The organism is Fontimonas sp. SYSU GA230001, from assembly GCF_040066175.1.
Taxonomy (GTDB): domain Bacteria; phylum Pseudomonadota; class Gammaproteobacteria; order Nevskiales; family Nevskiaceae; genus Solimonas.
The window spans coordinates 116,248-131,129 of sequence record NZ_JBEAAM010000008.1; the positions used below are offsets into that span (position 1 = coordinate 116,248).

23 protein-coding genes are annotated in these 14,882 nt (G+C 68.6%); all 23 read left to right on the forward strand.

Translation table 11 applies throughout. The annotated features are described in order from the left end of the window. Positions 1 to 128 precede the first annotated feature (128 nt). Positions 129 to 1,580, forward strand: a complete 1,452-nt coding sequence (ccoN, locus tag AAG565_RS05285) for a cytochrome-c oxidase, cbb3-type subunit I (protein ID WP_348818509.1) — start codon at positions 129 to 131, stop codon at positions 1,578 to 1,580. Next, complete coding sequence (gene ccoO / locus AAG565_RS05290) at positions 1,577 to 2,218, forward strand: cytochrome-c oxidase, cbb3-type subunit II (protein WP_348818510.1); 642 nt, start codon at positions 1,577 to 1,579, stop codon at positions 2,216 to 2,218. Before ccoN ends, ccoO begins: the two co-directional genes overlap by 4 nt. Then, positions 2,215 to 2,379, forward strand: coding sequence for a cbb3-type cytochrome c oxidase subunit 3 (locus AAG565_RS05295; protein ID WP_348818511.1), 165 nt, complete (start codon positions 2,215 to 2,217; stop codon positions 2,377 to 2,379). The genes ccoO and AAG565_RS05295 overlap by 4 nt, the downstream gene beginning before the upstream one ends. After that, positions 2,376 to 2,534: a hypothetical protein gene (locus AAG565_RS05300; protein WP_348818512.1), complete on the forward strand. Its 159-nt coding sequence runs from the start codon at positions 2,376 to 2,378 to the stop codon at positions 2,532 to 2,534. The genes AAG565_RS05295 and AAG565_RS05300 overlap by 4 nt, the downstream gene beginning before the upstream one ends. Then, positions 2,531 to 3,418 (forward strand): cytochrome-c oxidase, cbb3-type subunit III, encoded by an 888-nt coding sequence (gene ccoP / locus AAG565_RS05305; RefSeq protein WP_348818513.1) that lies wholly within the window; start codon positions 2,531 to 2,533, stop codon positions 3,416 to 3,418. Before AAG565_RS05300 ends, ccoP begins: the two co-directional genes overlap by 4 nt. Next, positions 3,415 to 3,723, forward strand: a complete 309-nt coding sequence (locus AAG565_RS05310) for a hypothetical protein (protein ID WP_348818514.1) — start codon at positions 3,415 to 3,417, stop codon at positions 3,721 to 3,723. The genes ccoP and AAG565_RS05310 overlap by 4 nt, the downstream gene beginning before the upstream one ends. Before the next feature lie 25 nt (positions 3,724 to 3,748). Continuing rightward, entirely contained in the window at positions 3,749 to 5,158 is a 1,410-nt protein-coding gene (ccoG, locus tag AAG565_RS05315) for a cytochrome c oxidase accessory protein CcoG (RefSeq protein WP_348818515.1), read from the forward strand. Further along, positions 5,148 to 5,294, forward strand: a complete 147-nt coding sequence (locus AAG565_RS05320) for a hypothetical protein (RefSeq protein WP_348818516.1) — start codon at positions 5,148 to 5,150, stop codon at positions 5,292 to 5,294. Before ccoG ends, AAG565_RS05320 begins: the two co-directional genes overlap by 11 nt. A gap of 10 nt (positions 5,295 to 5,304) precedes the next feature. Beyond that, positions 5,305 to 7,524, forward strand: coding sequence for a cation-translocating P-type ATPase (locus AAG565_RS05325; protein WP_348818517.1), 2,220 nt, complete (start codon positions 5,305 to 5,307; stop codon positions 7,522 to 7,524). Beyond that, positions 7,524 to 7,655, forward strand: coding sequence for a cbb3-type cytochrome oxidase assembly protein CcoS (gene ccoS / locus AAG565_RS05330; protein ID WP_348818518.1), 132 nt, complete (start codon positions 7,524 to 7,526; stop codon positions 7,653 to 7,655). The genes AAG565_RS05325 and ccoS overlap by 1 nt, the downstream gene beginning before the upstream one ends. A 14-nt stretch (positions 7,656 to 7,669) precedes the next feature. Further along, complete coding sequence (locus AAG565_RS05335; RefSeq protein WP_348818519.1) at positions 7,670 to 8,086, forward strand: TraR/DksA C4-type zinc finger protein; 417 nt, start codon at positions 7,670 to 7,672, stop codon at positions 8,084 to 8,086. Position 8,087: 1 nt separating this feature from the next. Then, positions 8,088 to 8,543, forward strand: a complete 456-nt coding sequence (locus AAG565_RS05340; RefSeq protein ID WP_348818520.1) for a hypothetical protein — start codon at positions 8,088 to 8,090, stop codon at positions 8,541 to 8,543. A gap of 3 nt (positions 8,544 to 8,546) precedes the next feature. After that, complete coding sequence (locus AAG565_RS05345) at positions 8,547 to 9,215, forward strand: sulfite exporter TauE/SafE family protein (protein ID WP_348818521.1); 669 nt, start codon at positions 8,547 to 8,549, stop codon at positions 9,213 to 9,215. A 51-nt stretch (positions 9,216 to 9,266) separates the two neighbouring features. Next, the gene (trxC, locus tag AAG565_RS05350; RefSeq protein WP_348818522.1) at positions 9,267 to 9,704 is read left to right on the forward strand and encodes a thioredoxin TrxC; all 438 of its coding nucleotides are present in this window, start codon (positions 9,267 to 9,269) and stop codon (positions 9,702 to 9,704) included. A gap of 106 nt (positions 9,705 to 9,810) precedes the next feature. Next, positions 9,811 to 10,143 carry a YciI family protein gene (locus tag AAG565_RS05355; RefSeq protein WP_348818523.1) on the forward strand — a complete coding sequence of 111 codons (333 nt, stop codon included), beginning with the start codon at positions 9,811 to 9,813 and terminating at the stop codon, positions 10,141 to 10,143. Between the two features lie 87 nt (positions 10,144 to 10,230). Then, positions 10,231 to 10,599 (forward strand): YciI family protein, encoded by a 369-nt coding sequence (locus AAG565_RS05360; protein WP_348818524.1) that lies wholly within the window; start codon positions 10,231 to 10,233, stop codon positions 10,597 to 10,599. A 40-nt stretch (positions 10,600 to 10,639) separates the two neighbouring features. Then, positions 10,640 to 11,215: a YceI family protein gene (locus AAG565_RS05365; protein ID WP_348818525.1), complete on the forward strand. Its 576-nt coding sequence runs from the start codon at positions 10,640 to 10,642 to the stop codon at positions 11,213 to 11,215. Positions 11,216 to 11,243: 28 nt separating this feature from the next. Continuing rightward, positions 11,244 to 11,891: a glutathione S-transferase family protein gene (locus AAG565_RS05370; protein WP_348818526.1), complete on the forward strand. Its 648-nt coding sequence runs from the start codon at positions 11,244 to 11,246 to the stop codon at positions 11,889 to 11,891. An 85-nt stretch (positions 11,892 to 11,976) separates the two neighbouring features. Further along, entirely contained in the window at positions 11,977 to 12,375 is a 399-nt protein-coding gene (locus AAG565_RS05375; protein ID WP_348818527.1) for a VOC family protein, read from the forward strand. A 10-nt stretch (positions 12,376 to 12,385) separates the two neighbouring features. Continuing rightward, positions 12,386 to 12,802 carry a VOC family protein gene (locus AAG565_RS05380; RefSeq protein WP_348818528.1) on the forward strand — a complete coding sequence of 139 codons (417 nt, stop codon included), beginning with the start codon at positions 12,386 to 12,388 and terminating at the stop codon, positions 12,800 to 12,802. A gap of 23 nt (positions 12,803 to 12,825) precedes the next feature. Beyond that, on the forward strand, positions 12,826 to 13,179 hold the full coding sequence (locus tag AAG565_RS05385; protein ID WP_348818529.1) for a DUF1428 domain-containing protein: 354 nt from the start codon (positions 12,826 to 12,828) through the stop codon (positions 13,177 to 13,179). Next, positions 13,176 to 14,423: an RNA polymerase sigma factor gene (locus tag AAG565_RS05390; protein ID WP_348818530.1), complete on the forward strand. Its 1,248-nt coding sequence runs from the start codon at positions 13,176 to 13,178 to the stop codon at positions 14,421 to 14,423. The genes AAG565_RS05385 and AAG565_RS05390 overlap by 4 nt, the downstream gene beginning before the upstream one ends. Before the next feature lie 137 nt (positions 14,424 to 14,560). After that, positions 14,561 to 14,881 (forward strand): hypothetical protein, encoded by a 321-nt coding sequence (locus tag AAG565_RS05395; protein WP_348818531.1) that lies wholly within the window; start codon positions 14,561 to 14,563, stop codon positions 14,879 to 14,881. Position 14,882: the final 1 nt, after the last annotated feature.

Below are 14,882 nucleotides of genomic sequence, written 5' to 3' on the forward strand. Positions count from 1 at the left end.
CCGCAGCCGCGCGGCGCGATTCCGGCGCCGCGATCCCGGCGCGTTGACGCAAGTCAATTCGTTGACGCCGGGATGCGTCCGACAATTCGCGCGCTACGCACTCAGTCGTAGAATCCTGGGAGTCCCTAATGTCGCATGACAACAACGCTGCAACGGTTGCTGCGGCGCCGCTGTACCACGACACCGTGGTGCGGCAGTTCGCCGTCATGACCGTGGTTTGGGGCATCGTCGGCATGCTGGTTGGCGTGATACTCGCCGCGCAGCTGATGTTTCCGGCGCTGAATTTCGATATTCCGTATCTGACCTACAGCCGGCTGCGCCCGCTGCACACCAACGCGGTGATCTTCGCGTTTGGCGGCTCGGCGCTGTTCGCCACCTCGTATTGGGTGGTGCAGCGCACCTCGCAGGTCGGCCTGTTCCTGCCCAGGCTCGCCAGCTTCACCTTCTGGGGCTGGCAGGCGGTGATCGTCGCGGCGGCGATCACGCTGCCGCTGGGGATCACGCAGTCCAAGGAGTACGCGGAGCTGGAATGGCCGATCGACCTGTTGATCGCCGTGGTCTGGGTCGCCTACGCGATCGTGTTCTTCGGCACCATCGCGATCCGCAAGGTCAGCCACATCTACGTCGCCAACTGGTTCTACGGCAGCTTCATCATCGCGGTCGCGGTGCTGCACATTGTCAACAGCGCGGCGATCCCGGTGTCTCTGACCAAGTCCTACAGCGCCTATTCGGGCGCGGTGGATGCGATGGTGCAGTGGTGGTACGGCCACAACGCGGTGGGATTTTTCCTGACCGCCGGCTTCCTCGGCATGATGTACTACTTCGTGCCCAAGCAGGCCGGGCGCCCGATCTACAGCTATCGCCTGTCGGTCGTGCACTTCTGGGCGCTGATCTCGATCTACATGTGGGCCGGCCCGCACCACCTGCACTACACCGCGCTGCCGGACTGGGCGCAGTCGCTGGGCATGGTGTTCTCGCTGATCCTGCTGGCGCCGTCCTGGGGCGGCATGATCAACGGCATCATGACCCTGTCGGGCGCCTGGCATAAGCTGCGCGACGACCCGATCCTCAAGTTCCTGATCGTCTCGCTGTCGTTCTACGGCATGTCGACCTTCGAAGGTCCGATGATGTCGATCAAGACGGTCAATGCGCTGTCGCACTACACCGACTGGACCATCGGCCACGTGCACTCCGGCGCGCTGGGCTGGGTCGCGATGATCTCGATCGGCTCGATCTACATGCTGATCCCGCGCCTGTGGAACCGGCCGCAGATGTACAGCATCCCGGCGATCAACCTGCACTTCTGGCTCTCGACGATCGGCACCGTGCTGTACATCACCGCGATGTGGATCGCCGGTGTGATGCAGGGCCTCATGTGGCGCGCGGTCGAGGCCGACGGCACGCTGACCTACAGCTTCATCGAGAGCCTCAAGGCCACCTATCCGTACTACGGGGTGCGCCTGCTCGGCGGCCTGATCTTCCTGTCCGGCATGCTGGTCATGGCCTGGAACGTATGGAAGACCATCGCGCCGCCGGCCGCGGCGGCTGCGCCCCTGAAGACTGCCGGAGCGCACGCATGAAACACGAACTGGTCGAAAAGAACGTCGTCTGGCTGGGCATCCTGATCGTCGTCGCGATTGCCTTCGGCGGCATCGTCGAGATCGTGCCGCTGATGTTCCAGACCTCGGCGACCAAACCCGCCGAGGGCCTGCCGATGCGCACGCCGCTTGAGGTCGCCGGACGCGACGTGTACATCCGCGAGGGCTGCTACAACTGCCACTCGCAGATGGTGCGCGCGCTGCACGAGGAGGTGCTGCGCTACGGTCCGCGTTCGACGGCCGGCGAGTCGGTGTGGGACCACCCGTTCCAGTGGGGCTCCAAGCGCACCGGCCCGGACCTGGCCCGCGTCGGCGGCCGTTACAGCGACGACTGGCACCGCATCCACCTGCTCAATCCGCGTGACGTCGTGCCGGAATCGAACATGCCCGGCTATCCGTGGCTGGCCGAGTCTCCGGTGGACGGCGAGGAAGTCCAGGCGATGATGACGGCGCTGCGGCGCGTCGGCGTGCCATTCACCGATGCCGACATCGCCGGTGCGCCGCAGGCGGTGCGCGGCAAATCGAAGATGGACGCCCTGATCGCCTTCCTGCAGTCGCTCAAGGCGCCGCAGCCGGCCAAGCAGACGGCGGCCGCGGCGCAGACCGGAGAACGCTCATGAGCAGCGGCCTGATCACGGCGGTCCTGCTGGTCGCGTTCCTAGGCATCACCGCCTGGGCCTGGTCATCCCGCAACCGCGAACGTTTCCGCGACGCCGCGCAGCTGCCCTTGAACGATGAGGTTGCTCGCGACGGATGCTGCGGCAAGGAGAAATGCACATGAACGAGGCACTGCTGTACTACTGGCACTGGTTCATCGCCGCGATGGTGGTGTTCACGCTGCTCGGCTACTTCGGCCTGATGATGGGGCATGGTCAGGAACGCCGGAACTCCGGGCCCCTGCGCAAACCCGCGGTACCCAAGGAGAGACGGCAATGAGCGGCTTCTGGCACTGGTTCGTCCTCGTCATCACCGTGGCGTCGATGATCGGCGCGCTGTGGCTGCTGTTCGCCAACGCCAAGGGCAAGGTCACGACCGAGGACACGGGTCATGTCTGGGACGGCGATCTGCGCGAGTACAACAACCCGCTGCCGCGCTGGTGGCTGAACCTGTTCGTCATCACCGTCGTCTTCGGCGTCGCCTACTTCGTCTTCTATCCGGGCCTGGGCAACTTCGGCGGCACGTACGGCTGGACTTCGGACAAGCAGCTCGAGGAGCGTCTGGCCGCGGTCCGGGCCAAGCGCGACGCGGTGTTCGCCCAGTTCCGCGACCAGGATCCGGGATCGCTGTCCACCAACGCCGCGGCGCTGTCGCTGGGGCGCGACGTGTTCCTGAACAACTGCGCCGGCTGTCACGGCGCCGATGCGCGCGGCGCGATCGGCTTTCCCAACCTGACCGACAACGACTGGCTGTACGGTGGCACGCCGGAGCAGGTCGTGGCTTCGATCACGCACGGCCGTAACGGCATCATGCCGGCGTTCAACGGCGCGATCGACGCGGCGACGGTCGATGCGCTGGCGCAGACGGTGGCTCGCTGGAGCGATCCGAAGCTCGATCCGGCCGTGCGCGCGAAAGGCACCGCGCAGTTCAACATTACCTGTGCGGCCTGCCACGGTCCGGACGGCAAGGGCAACCCGATGCTCGGTGCGCCCAACCTGACCGACGACATCTGGCTCTACGGCGGCACCCGCGACCGCGTGCGCGAGACGATCCTGTTCGGACGCAAGGGCGCGATGCCGGCGCACGAGAAGCTGCTGCGGCCGGACGAGATCAAGGTCGTCGCGGCGTATGTGCTGAGCCTGTCCAAGCAGGGTCAGCCGTGAGCGAGGCGCCGGAGTCGCAGTTGGAGAACGCCGCGGAGATCCTGCGCGCGGCGCGTGTGCGGGCGCTCGGCACGCGGCCGGGCTGGCGCCTGCTCGCCATCTCGGCCTGGTCGGGATTCATCGGCGCGGTCGCGCTGATGTGCGCCTGGCTGCTGGCACTGCCCGCCGACGGCGAGCCGCTCGATTTCGGGCGGCTCGCCGAGGTGTTCGTCGTGCTGTGGGCGCTCGCCTGCGTACCGGCGGTTTCGGCAGCGCTGCTCGCGCAGCCGCCGCCCGCGGCCTTCGACCCGCCGGAACGGCGGTAGTGTGCAAACCAACGAGTCAGGCGCAATGACCAGCGGCAAAGAATCCACCATCTCCTTCTACCAGTCGGCGGCGAAGATCTACCCGCGTGAAGTGCGTGGCCGCTATGCACGGCTGCGCGTGATCGCGATGTTCGCGCTGCTCGGCTTTTACTACCTGGTGCCGTGGCTGTCCTGGAACGGCACGCCGCTGGTGCTGTTCGATCTGCCGGCACGGCGCTTCCACGTCTTCGGCCTGACCCTGGTGCCGCAGGATTTCTACCTGCTCACCGCGATGCTGGCGATGGCGGCGTTCACGCTGTTCTTCTTCACCACGCTCGCCGGGCGGCTGTGGTGCGGCTTCGCCTGTCCGCAGACCGTGTGGACCGAGGCGTTCATGTGGATCGAGCGCTACACGGAGGGCGACCGCTACGCGCGCATCAAGCTCGACCGCGCGCCGTGGAATGCCGAAAAAATCCTGCGCAAGGGCGCCAAGCATCTGCTCTGGGGCGTCTTCGCGCTGTACACCGGCCTGACCTTCGTCGCGTTCTTCGTGCCGGCGCGCGAGCTGTTCGCGGCTGCGCTGTCGTTCCAGCTGTCCGGCTGGGCGCTGTTCTGGACCCTGTTCTACGGTTTCGCCACTTGGGGCAATGCCGGCTTCCTGCGCGAACAGGTGTGCAAGTACATGTGCCCCTACGCGCGCTTCCAGTCGGCGATGTTCGACAAGGACACGCTGATCATCGCGTACGACGCCAAGCGCGGCGAGCCGCGCAAGAGCCTGGCCAAGAAGGAGGGCACGGCCGCCGGCGACTGCATCGACTGCTCGATCTGCGTGCAGGTGTGTCCGACCGGCATCGACATCCGCAACGGCCTGCAGTACGAGTGCATCGCCTGCGCGGCCTGCGTCGATGCCTGCAACGACGTCATGGACTCGGTCAACAAGCCGCGCGGCCTGATCCGCTATACCAGCGACGTGCACGATGCCACCGGCAAGTTCCATATCTTCCGGCCGCGCGCGATCGGCTACGGCATCGTCTGGGTACTGGTGGTGGTCGGCTTCGGTGTGCTGGTGCTGACGCGCAGTCCGATCAACTTCGACGTCGTGCGCGACCGCAAGCAGCTGTACCGCGAGCTGGTCGATGGCGGCGTCGAGAATGTCTATGCGGTCAAGCTGTCCAACAAGAGCGATCGGGCAGAGCGCTACCGGCTCGACGCCGCGTTCATCGACGGCGGTGAGCGCGTCATGCTCGACCCCGAGGAGATCGAGGTCGGGGCCGGCGCACATGCGTCGATCACCGTCACCGCGCGCTCCGACGATCCGCCGCCGGGTGTCTCGAAGCTGGCGTTCAGCGTGCGCGGCATCGACCAGCCCAAGCACGCGGATACGCGTCAGGCGACCTTCCTGGCGCCTTCCGACGTGCGCCGTTCCGAGCATCACGAGGAACGCCATGAAGACTAGACCGTCGCTCGAACTCGTGCTGCTGATCGTGCTGCCGCTCGTGGCGGTGCTCGCATCGGTGGTCACGCTCACGCTCGCCGGCGATGCCGGTTTCACGCCACTGCCGGATGCGGAACGCATCATCGGTACGCGCTGAGTCGAGTCCCGTGACCGACTGGAGCGTCTATGACCAGCCGGCGCTGCGCGACAGTGTCAGCAGCCCGGCGCCCGGCGGCCGGCGCGAGGTGCTGCTCGGCATCGACGGCATGCATTGCGCCGCTTGCGTCGGTCGCATCGAGAGACTGCTCGCCGGCCGTGCCAGCGATGTCGGTGCGAGCCTGACCAGCCGCACGCTGCAGTTCCGTTTCGATCCGCGGCGCGAGCCGCTGTCGACCTTGCTGCGCACGCTCGAGGATGCGGGCTTCGTGCCGCAGGTCCTGGCCCAGGACGCGGGGCTGCGCGCGCAGCGCGAAGAGCGCCGCGCGATGCTCGCGCGCATCGGCGTCGCGGTGATCTGCGCGATGCAGGTGATGATGCTGGCATGGCCGACGTACACCTTCGGCGGCGCGGCCGCCGAGATTGATCCCGGCATCGAGCAGCTGCTGCGCTGGGCGCAGGCGCTGTTCGCCACCCCCTGCGTGCTGTATGCCGGTTCGCCGTTCTTCCGCAGCGCCTGGCGTGCCCTGCGCGCACGCAGCGTCAACATGGACGTGACCGTCGCGGCGTCGGTGGCCATCGCCTACGGCGCATCGCTGATTCGCACCGTGCTGGGTGAAGGTGAGATCTATTACGACACGGCGACGATGTTCGTGATGCTGCTGCTGATCGGCCGTTTCGTCGAGGGGCGCACGCGCATGCAGGCCGGCGAGCGCCTGCGCCTGCTCGCCGGTCGGCGCCGACTCACCGCACAGCGCGAGACCCCGCAGGGCATCGAGGCGGTGCCGCTGTCCGCGGTCGCGCCGGGGGATACCCTGGTCGTCGCGCCGGGCGAATCGGTCCCGGTGGACGGTACGCTGCTCGACGCGGCGGCCGAGATGGACGAGGCGCTGCTGACCGGAGAGTCGCGGGCGGTGCTGCATCGCGCCGGCGACCGCCTGCTCGCGGGCTGTCTCAATCTCGGTCAGCAGGCGCTGCGCCTGCGCGCACAAAGCGTCGGTGCGGCCACGCGCCTGGCGCAGATCACCCAGCTGCTGCAGCAGGCACAGGCCGCGCGACCGCGCTTCCAGCTGCTCGCGGATCGCCTGGCCGGCGCGTTCATCGTCACCGTACTGCTGCTGGCGCTCGCCGGTGCGGCGCTGTGGTGGCCGGATGTGGATCGGAGCCTCTCGGTGCTGCTCGCCGTGCTGGTGGCGAGCTGTCCGTGCGCGCTGTCGCTGGCGATTCCCGCGGCGATGGCTGCCGCGGCCTCGCGGCTGGCCGCGCTCGGCGTGCTGAGCGCGCGGCCCGAGGCGCTGGCGCGGCTGCCGCTGGTGGACACGGTGCTGTTCGACAAGACCGGTACGCTGACCCGCGCCGAGCTGCGCATCGTCCGTGTCGAGCCGCAGGCCGAGCTGGACGAGGCCGGCTGCCTGGCGATCGCCGCCGCGCTGGAGCGCGGCCTGATGCATCCGATCGCCCGTGCCTTCGCGCAGACGCCGAGCCGCTTCACGGCGACGCAGCAACAACAGATCCCGGGGCGTGGTGTCGAGGGTGTCGTCGATGGGCGGCGATATCGCCTGGGCGCGCCGGCCGTCAGCGGTGACGATGCGACGGCGGACGTCGATACCGTGATCGAGCTGCGCGATGAACGGCGTGCGCTGGCCCGCATCCGCCTGGCCACCGTCGTGCGCGAAGATGCCGCCGGCACGATCGCGGCAATGCGCGAAGCCGGCATGAACGTCGAGCTGCTGACCGGAGACGGTGAGGCCGCCGCGGAGGCGCTGGCCCGGCGCCTGGGCCTGCAGCAGGTCCTCGCGCGGCAGACCCCGGAGCAGAAGCTGGCGCGGCTGGAGGCGCTGCAGAGGCAAGGCCGCGTCGTGCTCGCGGTCGGCGACGGCATCAACGATGCGCCATTCCTCGCCGCGGCCGATGTCTCGGCGGCGATGCCGCTGGGCGCGGCGCTGGCGCAAGCGCGCGCCGATCTGCTGCTGGTCGGGGACTCGCTCGCAGCGCTGATCCCTGCGCGTGACATCGCCCGGCAGGCGCAGCGCCGCGTGCGCCAGAACGTCGCCTGGGCGCTGGCCTACAACCTGGGCGTGCTGCCGCTGGCGATGGCCGGCGTGCTGGCGCCATGGATGGCGGCGCTGGGCATGTCGCTGTCCTCGCTGCTGGTGGTCGCCAACGCGCTGCGTCTGCGCCGGACGCGGCCGGTGCAACAGCGGCCGCTGAACTACGCGGAGGTGCACTGATGGAGATTCTCTATGTGTTGATCCCGCTGGGCATCGTGCTGGTCGCGATCGCCGGGGGGCTGCTGGTCTGGGCGGTCGGCAACGGCCAGTACGACGATCTGGACGCGCAACAGCGCCGTCTGCCCGACTGAATCCGGTGCCGCCCTTGACCTGGGTCAATGGCGATGCGGCAGGCCGCGCGCACACTGGGCCGAAGAACGAAGGCAGGACCGTCATGGATCAGGCGCAGGTGCTCCGGAGTCTGGCAAAGCGGCGGGCCGAGCTCGCCGACCGGCTGGCGCGCATCCGCCGCGACCGGCGTCGTGCCGACGGGCCCTTGCCGCAGGACTTCGCCGACCAGGCGACCGCGCGCGAGAACGACGATGTCCTCGACCGGCTCGAACAGGCCACCGCGGAAGATCTCGCGCAGTTCGACCGCGCGCTGCGGCATGCGCAGGCCGGCGAATACGGCGTCTGCGAACGCTGCGGCAACGGCATCTCGGCTTCACGTCTGCAGGCCTTGCCGCAGGCGACGCTGTGTGCCGACTGCGCCGCGGCGCGCTCCGGTGCGCAGGAGAACTGACATGCGTTTCCAGACCGTGCGCGACATCCTCGACTTCGTCCGCGGCTTCCACCAACGGGCCGCGCAGCTGTTCAGCGCGGCCGCCGACGAGGCGCAGCGCGACAAGGCGCGCTGGATGCTCGAATGGCTGGCGCAGCACGAACGCCGCTTCTCCGAGGCGCTGGCGACCTTCGAGCAGTCGCCCGCCAATGCGCCCTTGCTGCAGGAATGGCTGCAGTACGCGCCCGATCTCGAGCGCCTGCCGCTGCAGCTCCCCAGGCTGCCGGCGCAACTCAGCGCCGACGACGCGGCGGCGCTGGCCCTGGCCTTCGACGACTATCTCGTGCGTCTGTACAAGGCCGTGCTCGACACCTGCGAATCGCGCGAGATCTGCGACCTGTTCCGCATGCTGCTCGATCAGGAGCGCGCGGAGGAACGCAGCGTCGCCCGCAGCCTGTCGCAGCTGCAGGACTTCTGACGCATGATCGAACTCACGGTGCCGGCCCTGCTGGCGACCGGCCTCGCCGCGAGCCCGCACTGCGGCCTGATGTGCGGCGCCCTGCAGGTATCGATGCTGCACGGCCGCGGCGCGCTGCCGATGGCGCGCGCGGTGCTGCTGCTGCACGCCGGCCGTGTGGCGGGTTACACGCTGCTCGGCGGCGCGGCCGGCACGGCGGGGCAGTGGCTGCTGCGCGGCCTGCCGGCCGCGGAGTGGGGTCACTGGATCCAGTTCGCGGCGGCCCTGCTGCTGATCGGCGTCGGCGCCGCGCAGTACCGGCGCGAGCGTCCGGTCACGGCCGGCTGTCACGCGCCACGCCTGCCGTCGCTGCTGCGGTCGATGCCGGCGCCCGCGCGCGTCTGCGCACAGGGTCTGCTGTGGGCAGCGATGCCCTGCGGGCTCTTGTATGCGGTGCTCGGCCTGGCGGCGCTGTCGGCGAGCGGGGTCATGGGCGCGCTGCTGCTGGCAGCCTTCGGACTGGGGACCACGCCGCTGCTGACCGGCAGCGGGGCGCTGATCGCCCACGTGGGCGGCAGCGCCGGACTGCGGCGCACCGGCGCCGCGGTACTGATGGCGATGGGCGCGGCCAGTGCGGTCGCGGTGCTGCTCGATCCGTCCGGCGCCGCCGGCTGGTGCCGGCTCGGCTATTGATCCGGCTGCGGCCGTCCCCATCTGCGACGGGGTGACCCGGACCGAGCTGCCATGAGCGAGACCCTGCACATCGTCTGCCCCGCCTGCGACGGCATCAACCGCGTGCCGCGTCAGCGGCTGGGCGAGCGGCCGAACTGCGGCCGCTGCCATGCGCCGCTGTTCGAAGCGCATCCGGTCGAACTCCACGACCGCAACTTCAAGGTGCAGATCGAGCGCTCCGACGTGCCGGTGCTGGTCGATTTCTGGGCGTCGTGGTGTGGCCCCTGCCAGGCGATGGCCCCCGCGTTCGCGCAGGCCGCGGCGCAGCTGGAGCCGGGCATGCGCCTGGCCAAGCTCGAAACCGACGCCAATCCGGCGACGGCGGCCGCCTACGGCATACGCAGCATTCCCACGCTGATCCTGTTCCATCGCGGTCGCGAACGCGCGCGCAGCAGCGGCGCGATGAACCTGTCGATGCTGCTCGACTGGGCGCGCCGCAACGCACCTTGACGCCGCGCCGCCGGCGCGTCTCGACGTGACGGTCGCAGTGCGGCAGGCGATGTCGAAATCGCCGCGGGCCGTCCGATAATGCCGTATCCCCACGGTGGAGCCGGCGATGAAATACCTGTGTCTGGTGTACAGCGAGGAAAAGGCGCTCGAAGGCTTTCCCGACGCCGAATGCATGGCCTGCGGTGATGCCTTGCGCGCGAGCGGGCACATGGTGGCGGCGGAGGCCCTGCAGCCGGTGCGCACCGCCAAGTCTCTGCGCGTGCGCAAGGGCCGGGTGTCGATCACCGACGGTCCGTTCGCCGAGACCAAGGAGCAGCTCGCCGGTTTCTACCTGGTCGAGGCGCGGGATTTCGACGAAGCGCTGCAGATCGCGGCGAAGATCCCGCCTGCGCGTGTCGGCTGCATCGAGGTGCGCCCCATCCGGCAGCTGTCGCCGTAGCGGAACGGCTGCGGCCGATGTCGAAATCGGCGCCGGCCGTTCGACCATGGGTCGAGACCGCCGTCCGGTCCACCAGGAGACGCCGCCATGAAATACATCTGTCTGGCCTACGAGCAGGAGAGAATCCTCGATGAACTCTCGCCGGCCGCGTGGGATGCGCTGCGCGAGGAGACGCTGGCCTATGTCGAGGAACTGAAGCGCAGCGGCCATCATCTGGCGTCGGCGCCGCTGGAGTCGGTGCGCACGGCCACGACCGTGCGCGTGCGCAACGGCCGCCTCTCGGCCACCGACGGGCCGTTCGCCGAAACCAAGGAGACGCTCGGCGGATTCTTCATGATAGAAGCGCGCGATCTCAACGAGGCGCTGCAGATCGCCGCGCGCTGGCCGTCGGCGCGGTTCGGCAGCATCGAGGTGCGTCCGGTCGCCGACGCGTTGCGCGTGGAGAGCCGCTACTGATCCGCATCGATCCCCACGACCACCCCCACGGAAGGAACCCATGAACCTGTTCGCAAGATGCCTGACGACTGCGGCGCTGCTCGCTGCCGCAACCGCGCCGGCCGCCGACCGCTATCTGCTCGACCCGGTGCACACCTTCCCGAGCATCGAGTTTCCGCACATGGGGATTTCGATCTGGCGCGGCAAGTTCAACCGCACGCAGGGCGAAGTGCTGCTCGACCGCAAGGCCCGGCAAGGCACGGTCGATATCGTCGTGGACACGGCCAGCATCAACTTCGGCCTCGAGGCGATGGACGACAAGGCGCGCTCCAGCGAGTGGTTCGATGTCGCCCGCTTTCCGACCGCGACCTACACAGGCACGATCCGCTTCGACGGCGATGCGCCCGCGGCGATCGACGGCGAGATCACGTTCCGCGGCATCCGCAAGCCGCTGCCCCTGACGATCAACAGCTTCAACTGCATCCCGCATCCGCTGACGAAGAAAGAGGTCTGCGGCGCCGACGCGCAGGGCGAGCTGAACTGGTCGGAGTGGGGCATGGCGTACAGCGAGTACGGCAAGGGCGACGCCGGACGGGTGACGCTGCGCATCCAGGTCGAGGGCCAGAAGCAGGAGTGACCGTCGCCCGCGGAACAGGAGAACGTCCATGTCGCTACGGCTCTACTACCATCCACTGTCCTCGTTCTGCCAGAAAGTTCTGATCGCGCTCTACGAGAACGGCACGCCGTTCGAGCGCGAGTTCATCGACCTGGCCGACCCCGCATCGCGCGCGAAGCTGGTCGAACTGTGGCCGCCGGCGAAGTTTCCGGTGCTGCGCGACGAGGCGCGCGATCGCACCGTGCCGGAATCGAGCATCATCATCGAGTACCTCGATCAGCACTACCCCGGCCCGGCGCGACTGATTCCCGCGGACGCGGATCGGGCGCGCCAGACGCGCATGTACGACCGCTTCTACGACCTGCACGTCAACGTGCCGATGCAGAAGATCATCACCGATCGCCTGCGCCCCGCGGGACAGAACGACGGCCATGGGGTCGAACAGGCGCGGGCGGGGTTACGGATCGCATACGACATGATCGAGCAGGACATGGCGGCCAGGACCTGGGCGATGGGCGAGGCGTTCTGCATGGCCGACTGCGCGGCGGCGCCGGCGCTGTTCTACGCCAACATGGTGCTGCCGCTGTCGCCGGATCATCCGCACGCTGCGGCCTATCTGGACCGTTTGATGGCGCGGCCGTCGTATGCGCGCGTGCTGAAGGACGCGCAACCGTATCTGGCCAACGTGCCGCGGTAGCTGCCGGCGTGCGCGCGGGGTGTCGATTTTGCGCAGCGCCATGCGACCAGCAGGCGAAGGGGCCATCCATCCAGAGGAGCGCGACATGATTTCGCAGATGTTCGTCAACCTGCCGGTCAAGGATCTGAAGAAGACCATGGCCTTCTTCGACCGGCTCGGCTTCGGCTTCGATCCAAGGTTCACCAACGAGGACGCAGCGTGCATGGTGATCGGCAAGAACATCTACTGCATGCTGCTGCGGCGCGAGCGCTTCAAGGAGTACATTCCCGACACGTCGATCTGCGACGCGACGAAGCAGACGGAGGTCATGGTCGCATTGCGCTGCGAGAGCCGCGCGCGCGTGGACGAGTACCTGCGCCAGGCGGTCGCCGCGGGCGGCACGACGTTCCGCCCGGACGAGGATCACGGCTTCATGTACGCGCGGGCATTCAAGGACCTGGATGGTCACATCTGGGAAGTGTTCTGGATGAAAGCGGACCAGTAGGGGCCGACTCATGAACGTCCAAACCTATCTGCACTTCGACGGCCGCTGCGAAGAAGCGCTCGACTTCTATCGCAAGGCGCTGGGCGCGGAGATCGGGACGCTGCTGCGCTACAAGGACAGCCCGACGCCGGCGCCGCCGGGGATGGTGCCGCCGGGCTGGGACGGCAAGGTGATGCATGCCGAGCTGCGCATCGGCGACAGCGTGGTGATGGCCTCCGACGACTGCACGCTCAAGCACGCGGGCTTCCAGGGCTTCCAGCTGGCGATCAACGTGGCCGACGCAGCCGAGGCCGAGCGCTGCTTCGCCGCGCTGTCCGCCGGAGGGCAAGTGCGCATGCCGCTGGCGGAGACCTTCTTCTCGCCGCGCTTCGGCATGCTCACCGATCGTTATGGGGTGTCGTGGATGGTGATGGTGGCGTCGCACTGAATGTCCTGCACAGGAGAAATGTCATGTCCTATGTCGATGGTTTCGTACTGCCGGTCCCCCGGGACAAGCTCGCCGAGTACCGCCGCATGGCGCGCAAGGCGGGCAGGATCTGGCGCGAGCACGGTGCGCTGGAGTTCCGCGAATGCGTGGCCGACGACGTCAAGCCCGGCAAGTGGACCTCGTTTCCGCAGGCGGTGAAGCTCAAGCCGGGCGAGGTCGTGATGTTCTCGTGGATCGTGTACAAGTCGCGCCGGGACCGCGATCGCATCAACGCCAAGGTCATGGCCGACCCGCGCCTGAAGATGGATCCGGCGACGATGCCCTTCGACGGCAAGCGCATGTTCTGGGGCGGGTTCAAGCCGATCGTCGAGTTGTGAGCGAGCCGGGCGCGCGCGGCAGTATCGAGGCGATCTACCGCAGCGAGTCGCGCCGCGTGCTGGCGACGCTGATCCGCCTCCTCGGCGACTTCGATCTCGCCGAGGAGGCGTTGCACGAGGCCTTTGCCGCCGCGGTCGAGCAGTGGCCGCGCGAAGGCGTGCCGGCGAATCCCCGCGCCTGGCTGGTGTCGGCGGGGCGCTTCAAGGCGATCGACGCGCTGCGCCGGCGCGCGCGCTTCGACACGTCGCTCGACGCGGTGGCCGATACGCTCGCCGCCGATGCCAGTTACGCACCGGACCGGGACCAGGAGGTGGTCGAGGACGATCGCCTGCGCCTGATCTTCACCTGCTGTCATCCGGCGCTGCCGGCCGATGCGCAGATCGCATTGACGCTGCGCGAGGTCTGCGGCTTGACGACCGAGGAGATCGCCAGTGCCTTCCTGACACCGACGCCGACACTGGCGCAGCGCATCGTGCGCGCCAAGAACAAGATCCGCGTCGCCGGCATTCCCTACGAGGTGCCGGCGCGCGCACAGCTGCCGGAACGCCTCGACAGCGTGCTGCGCGTGATCTATCTCGTGTTCAACGAGGGCTATTCGGCGTCGGCGGGCGAATCGCTGACGCGGCACGATCTGTCCGGCGAGGCGATCCGCCTCGGGCGCCTGCTGGTCGAGCTGCTGCCCGACCCGGAAGCGGTCGGCCTGCTCGGGCTGATGCTGTTGCAGGAGTCGCGCCGCGCCGCGCGCACCTCGGCCGACGGCGAACTCGTGCTGCTCGAAGAACAGGACCGCTCACTCTGGCATCGAGGCCAGATCGAGGAGGGCGTCGCGCTGGTGCGTCGTGCGCTGACGTCGCGCCGCTTCGGCCCCTATACGGTGCAGGCGGCGATCGCCGCGGTGCACGCCGAGGCGCCCAGCGCGGCGCAGACGGACTGGGCCGAGATCGTCGGCCTGTACGATCTGCTGCTGCGCATCGAGCCCTCGCCGGTGATCGCGCTCAACCGCGCCGTCGCCTTGGCGATGCGCGACGGACCGGCGGCCGGTTTGGCGCTGATCGACGCGATCCTTGCCGAAGGCGAACTGGCCGATTATCACCTCGCGCATGCGGCGAAGGCCGAACTGTGCCGGCGTCTCGGTCGCAAGGACGATGCGCGCGCGGCCTATCTCGAGGCGCTGGGACGGGCGCGCCAGGCGCCGGAGCGCCGCTTCCTCGAACAGCGGCTCGCTGCGCTGGATCGGTCCTAGGAAGCTGGGCGGCGCAGATCTTGCTGGGAAATCGGTGTCGCACTTCGGGGCGCGGTAACGGTGCCGCTGCGCCCGGCAATTGCCATGGCTGACGTCGGCCGGTGCGCGAGTCCATCCCTTCCGACTGGAGCACCGACATGCAGAACCGTTCTTTCCTCTGGCTCGCCGTGGCCTGCGTGATTGTTTCCGGCGCGGCGCTGGCCGCCGACCGCTATCCGGGCATGGCCGACCTGATGGCGCCGGGCGGCACCTTTCCGGGCACGCCGGACTACGGCAAGGCCGGGGTTCCCGCGACGGCGCAGAGCAGGCGCTGCTTCGCCGACTTCGACGGCAACGGCGACGGTGCGCTGGAGCCGGCGGAACTCGATCCGTCCTCGCAGCTGGCCAAGCGCTTCGGCACGCGCGATGCAAACCACGACGGCAAGCTGACGCGCGACGAGTACGCCTTCGCCTGCTGAG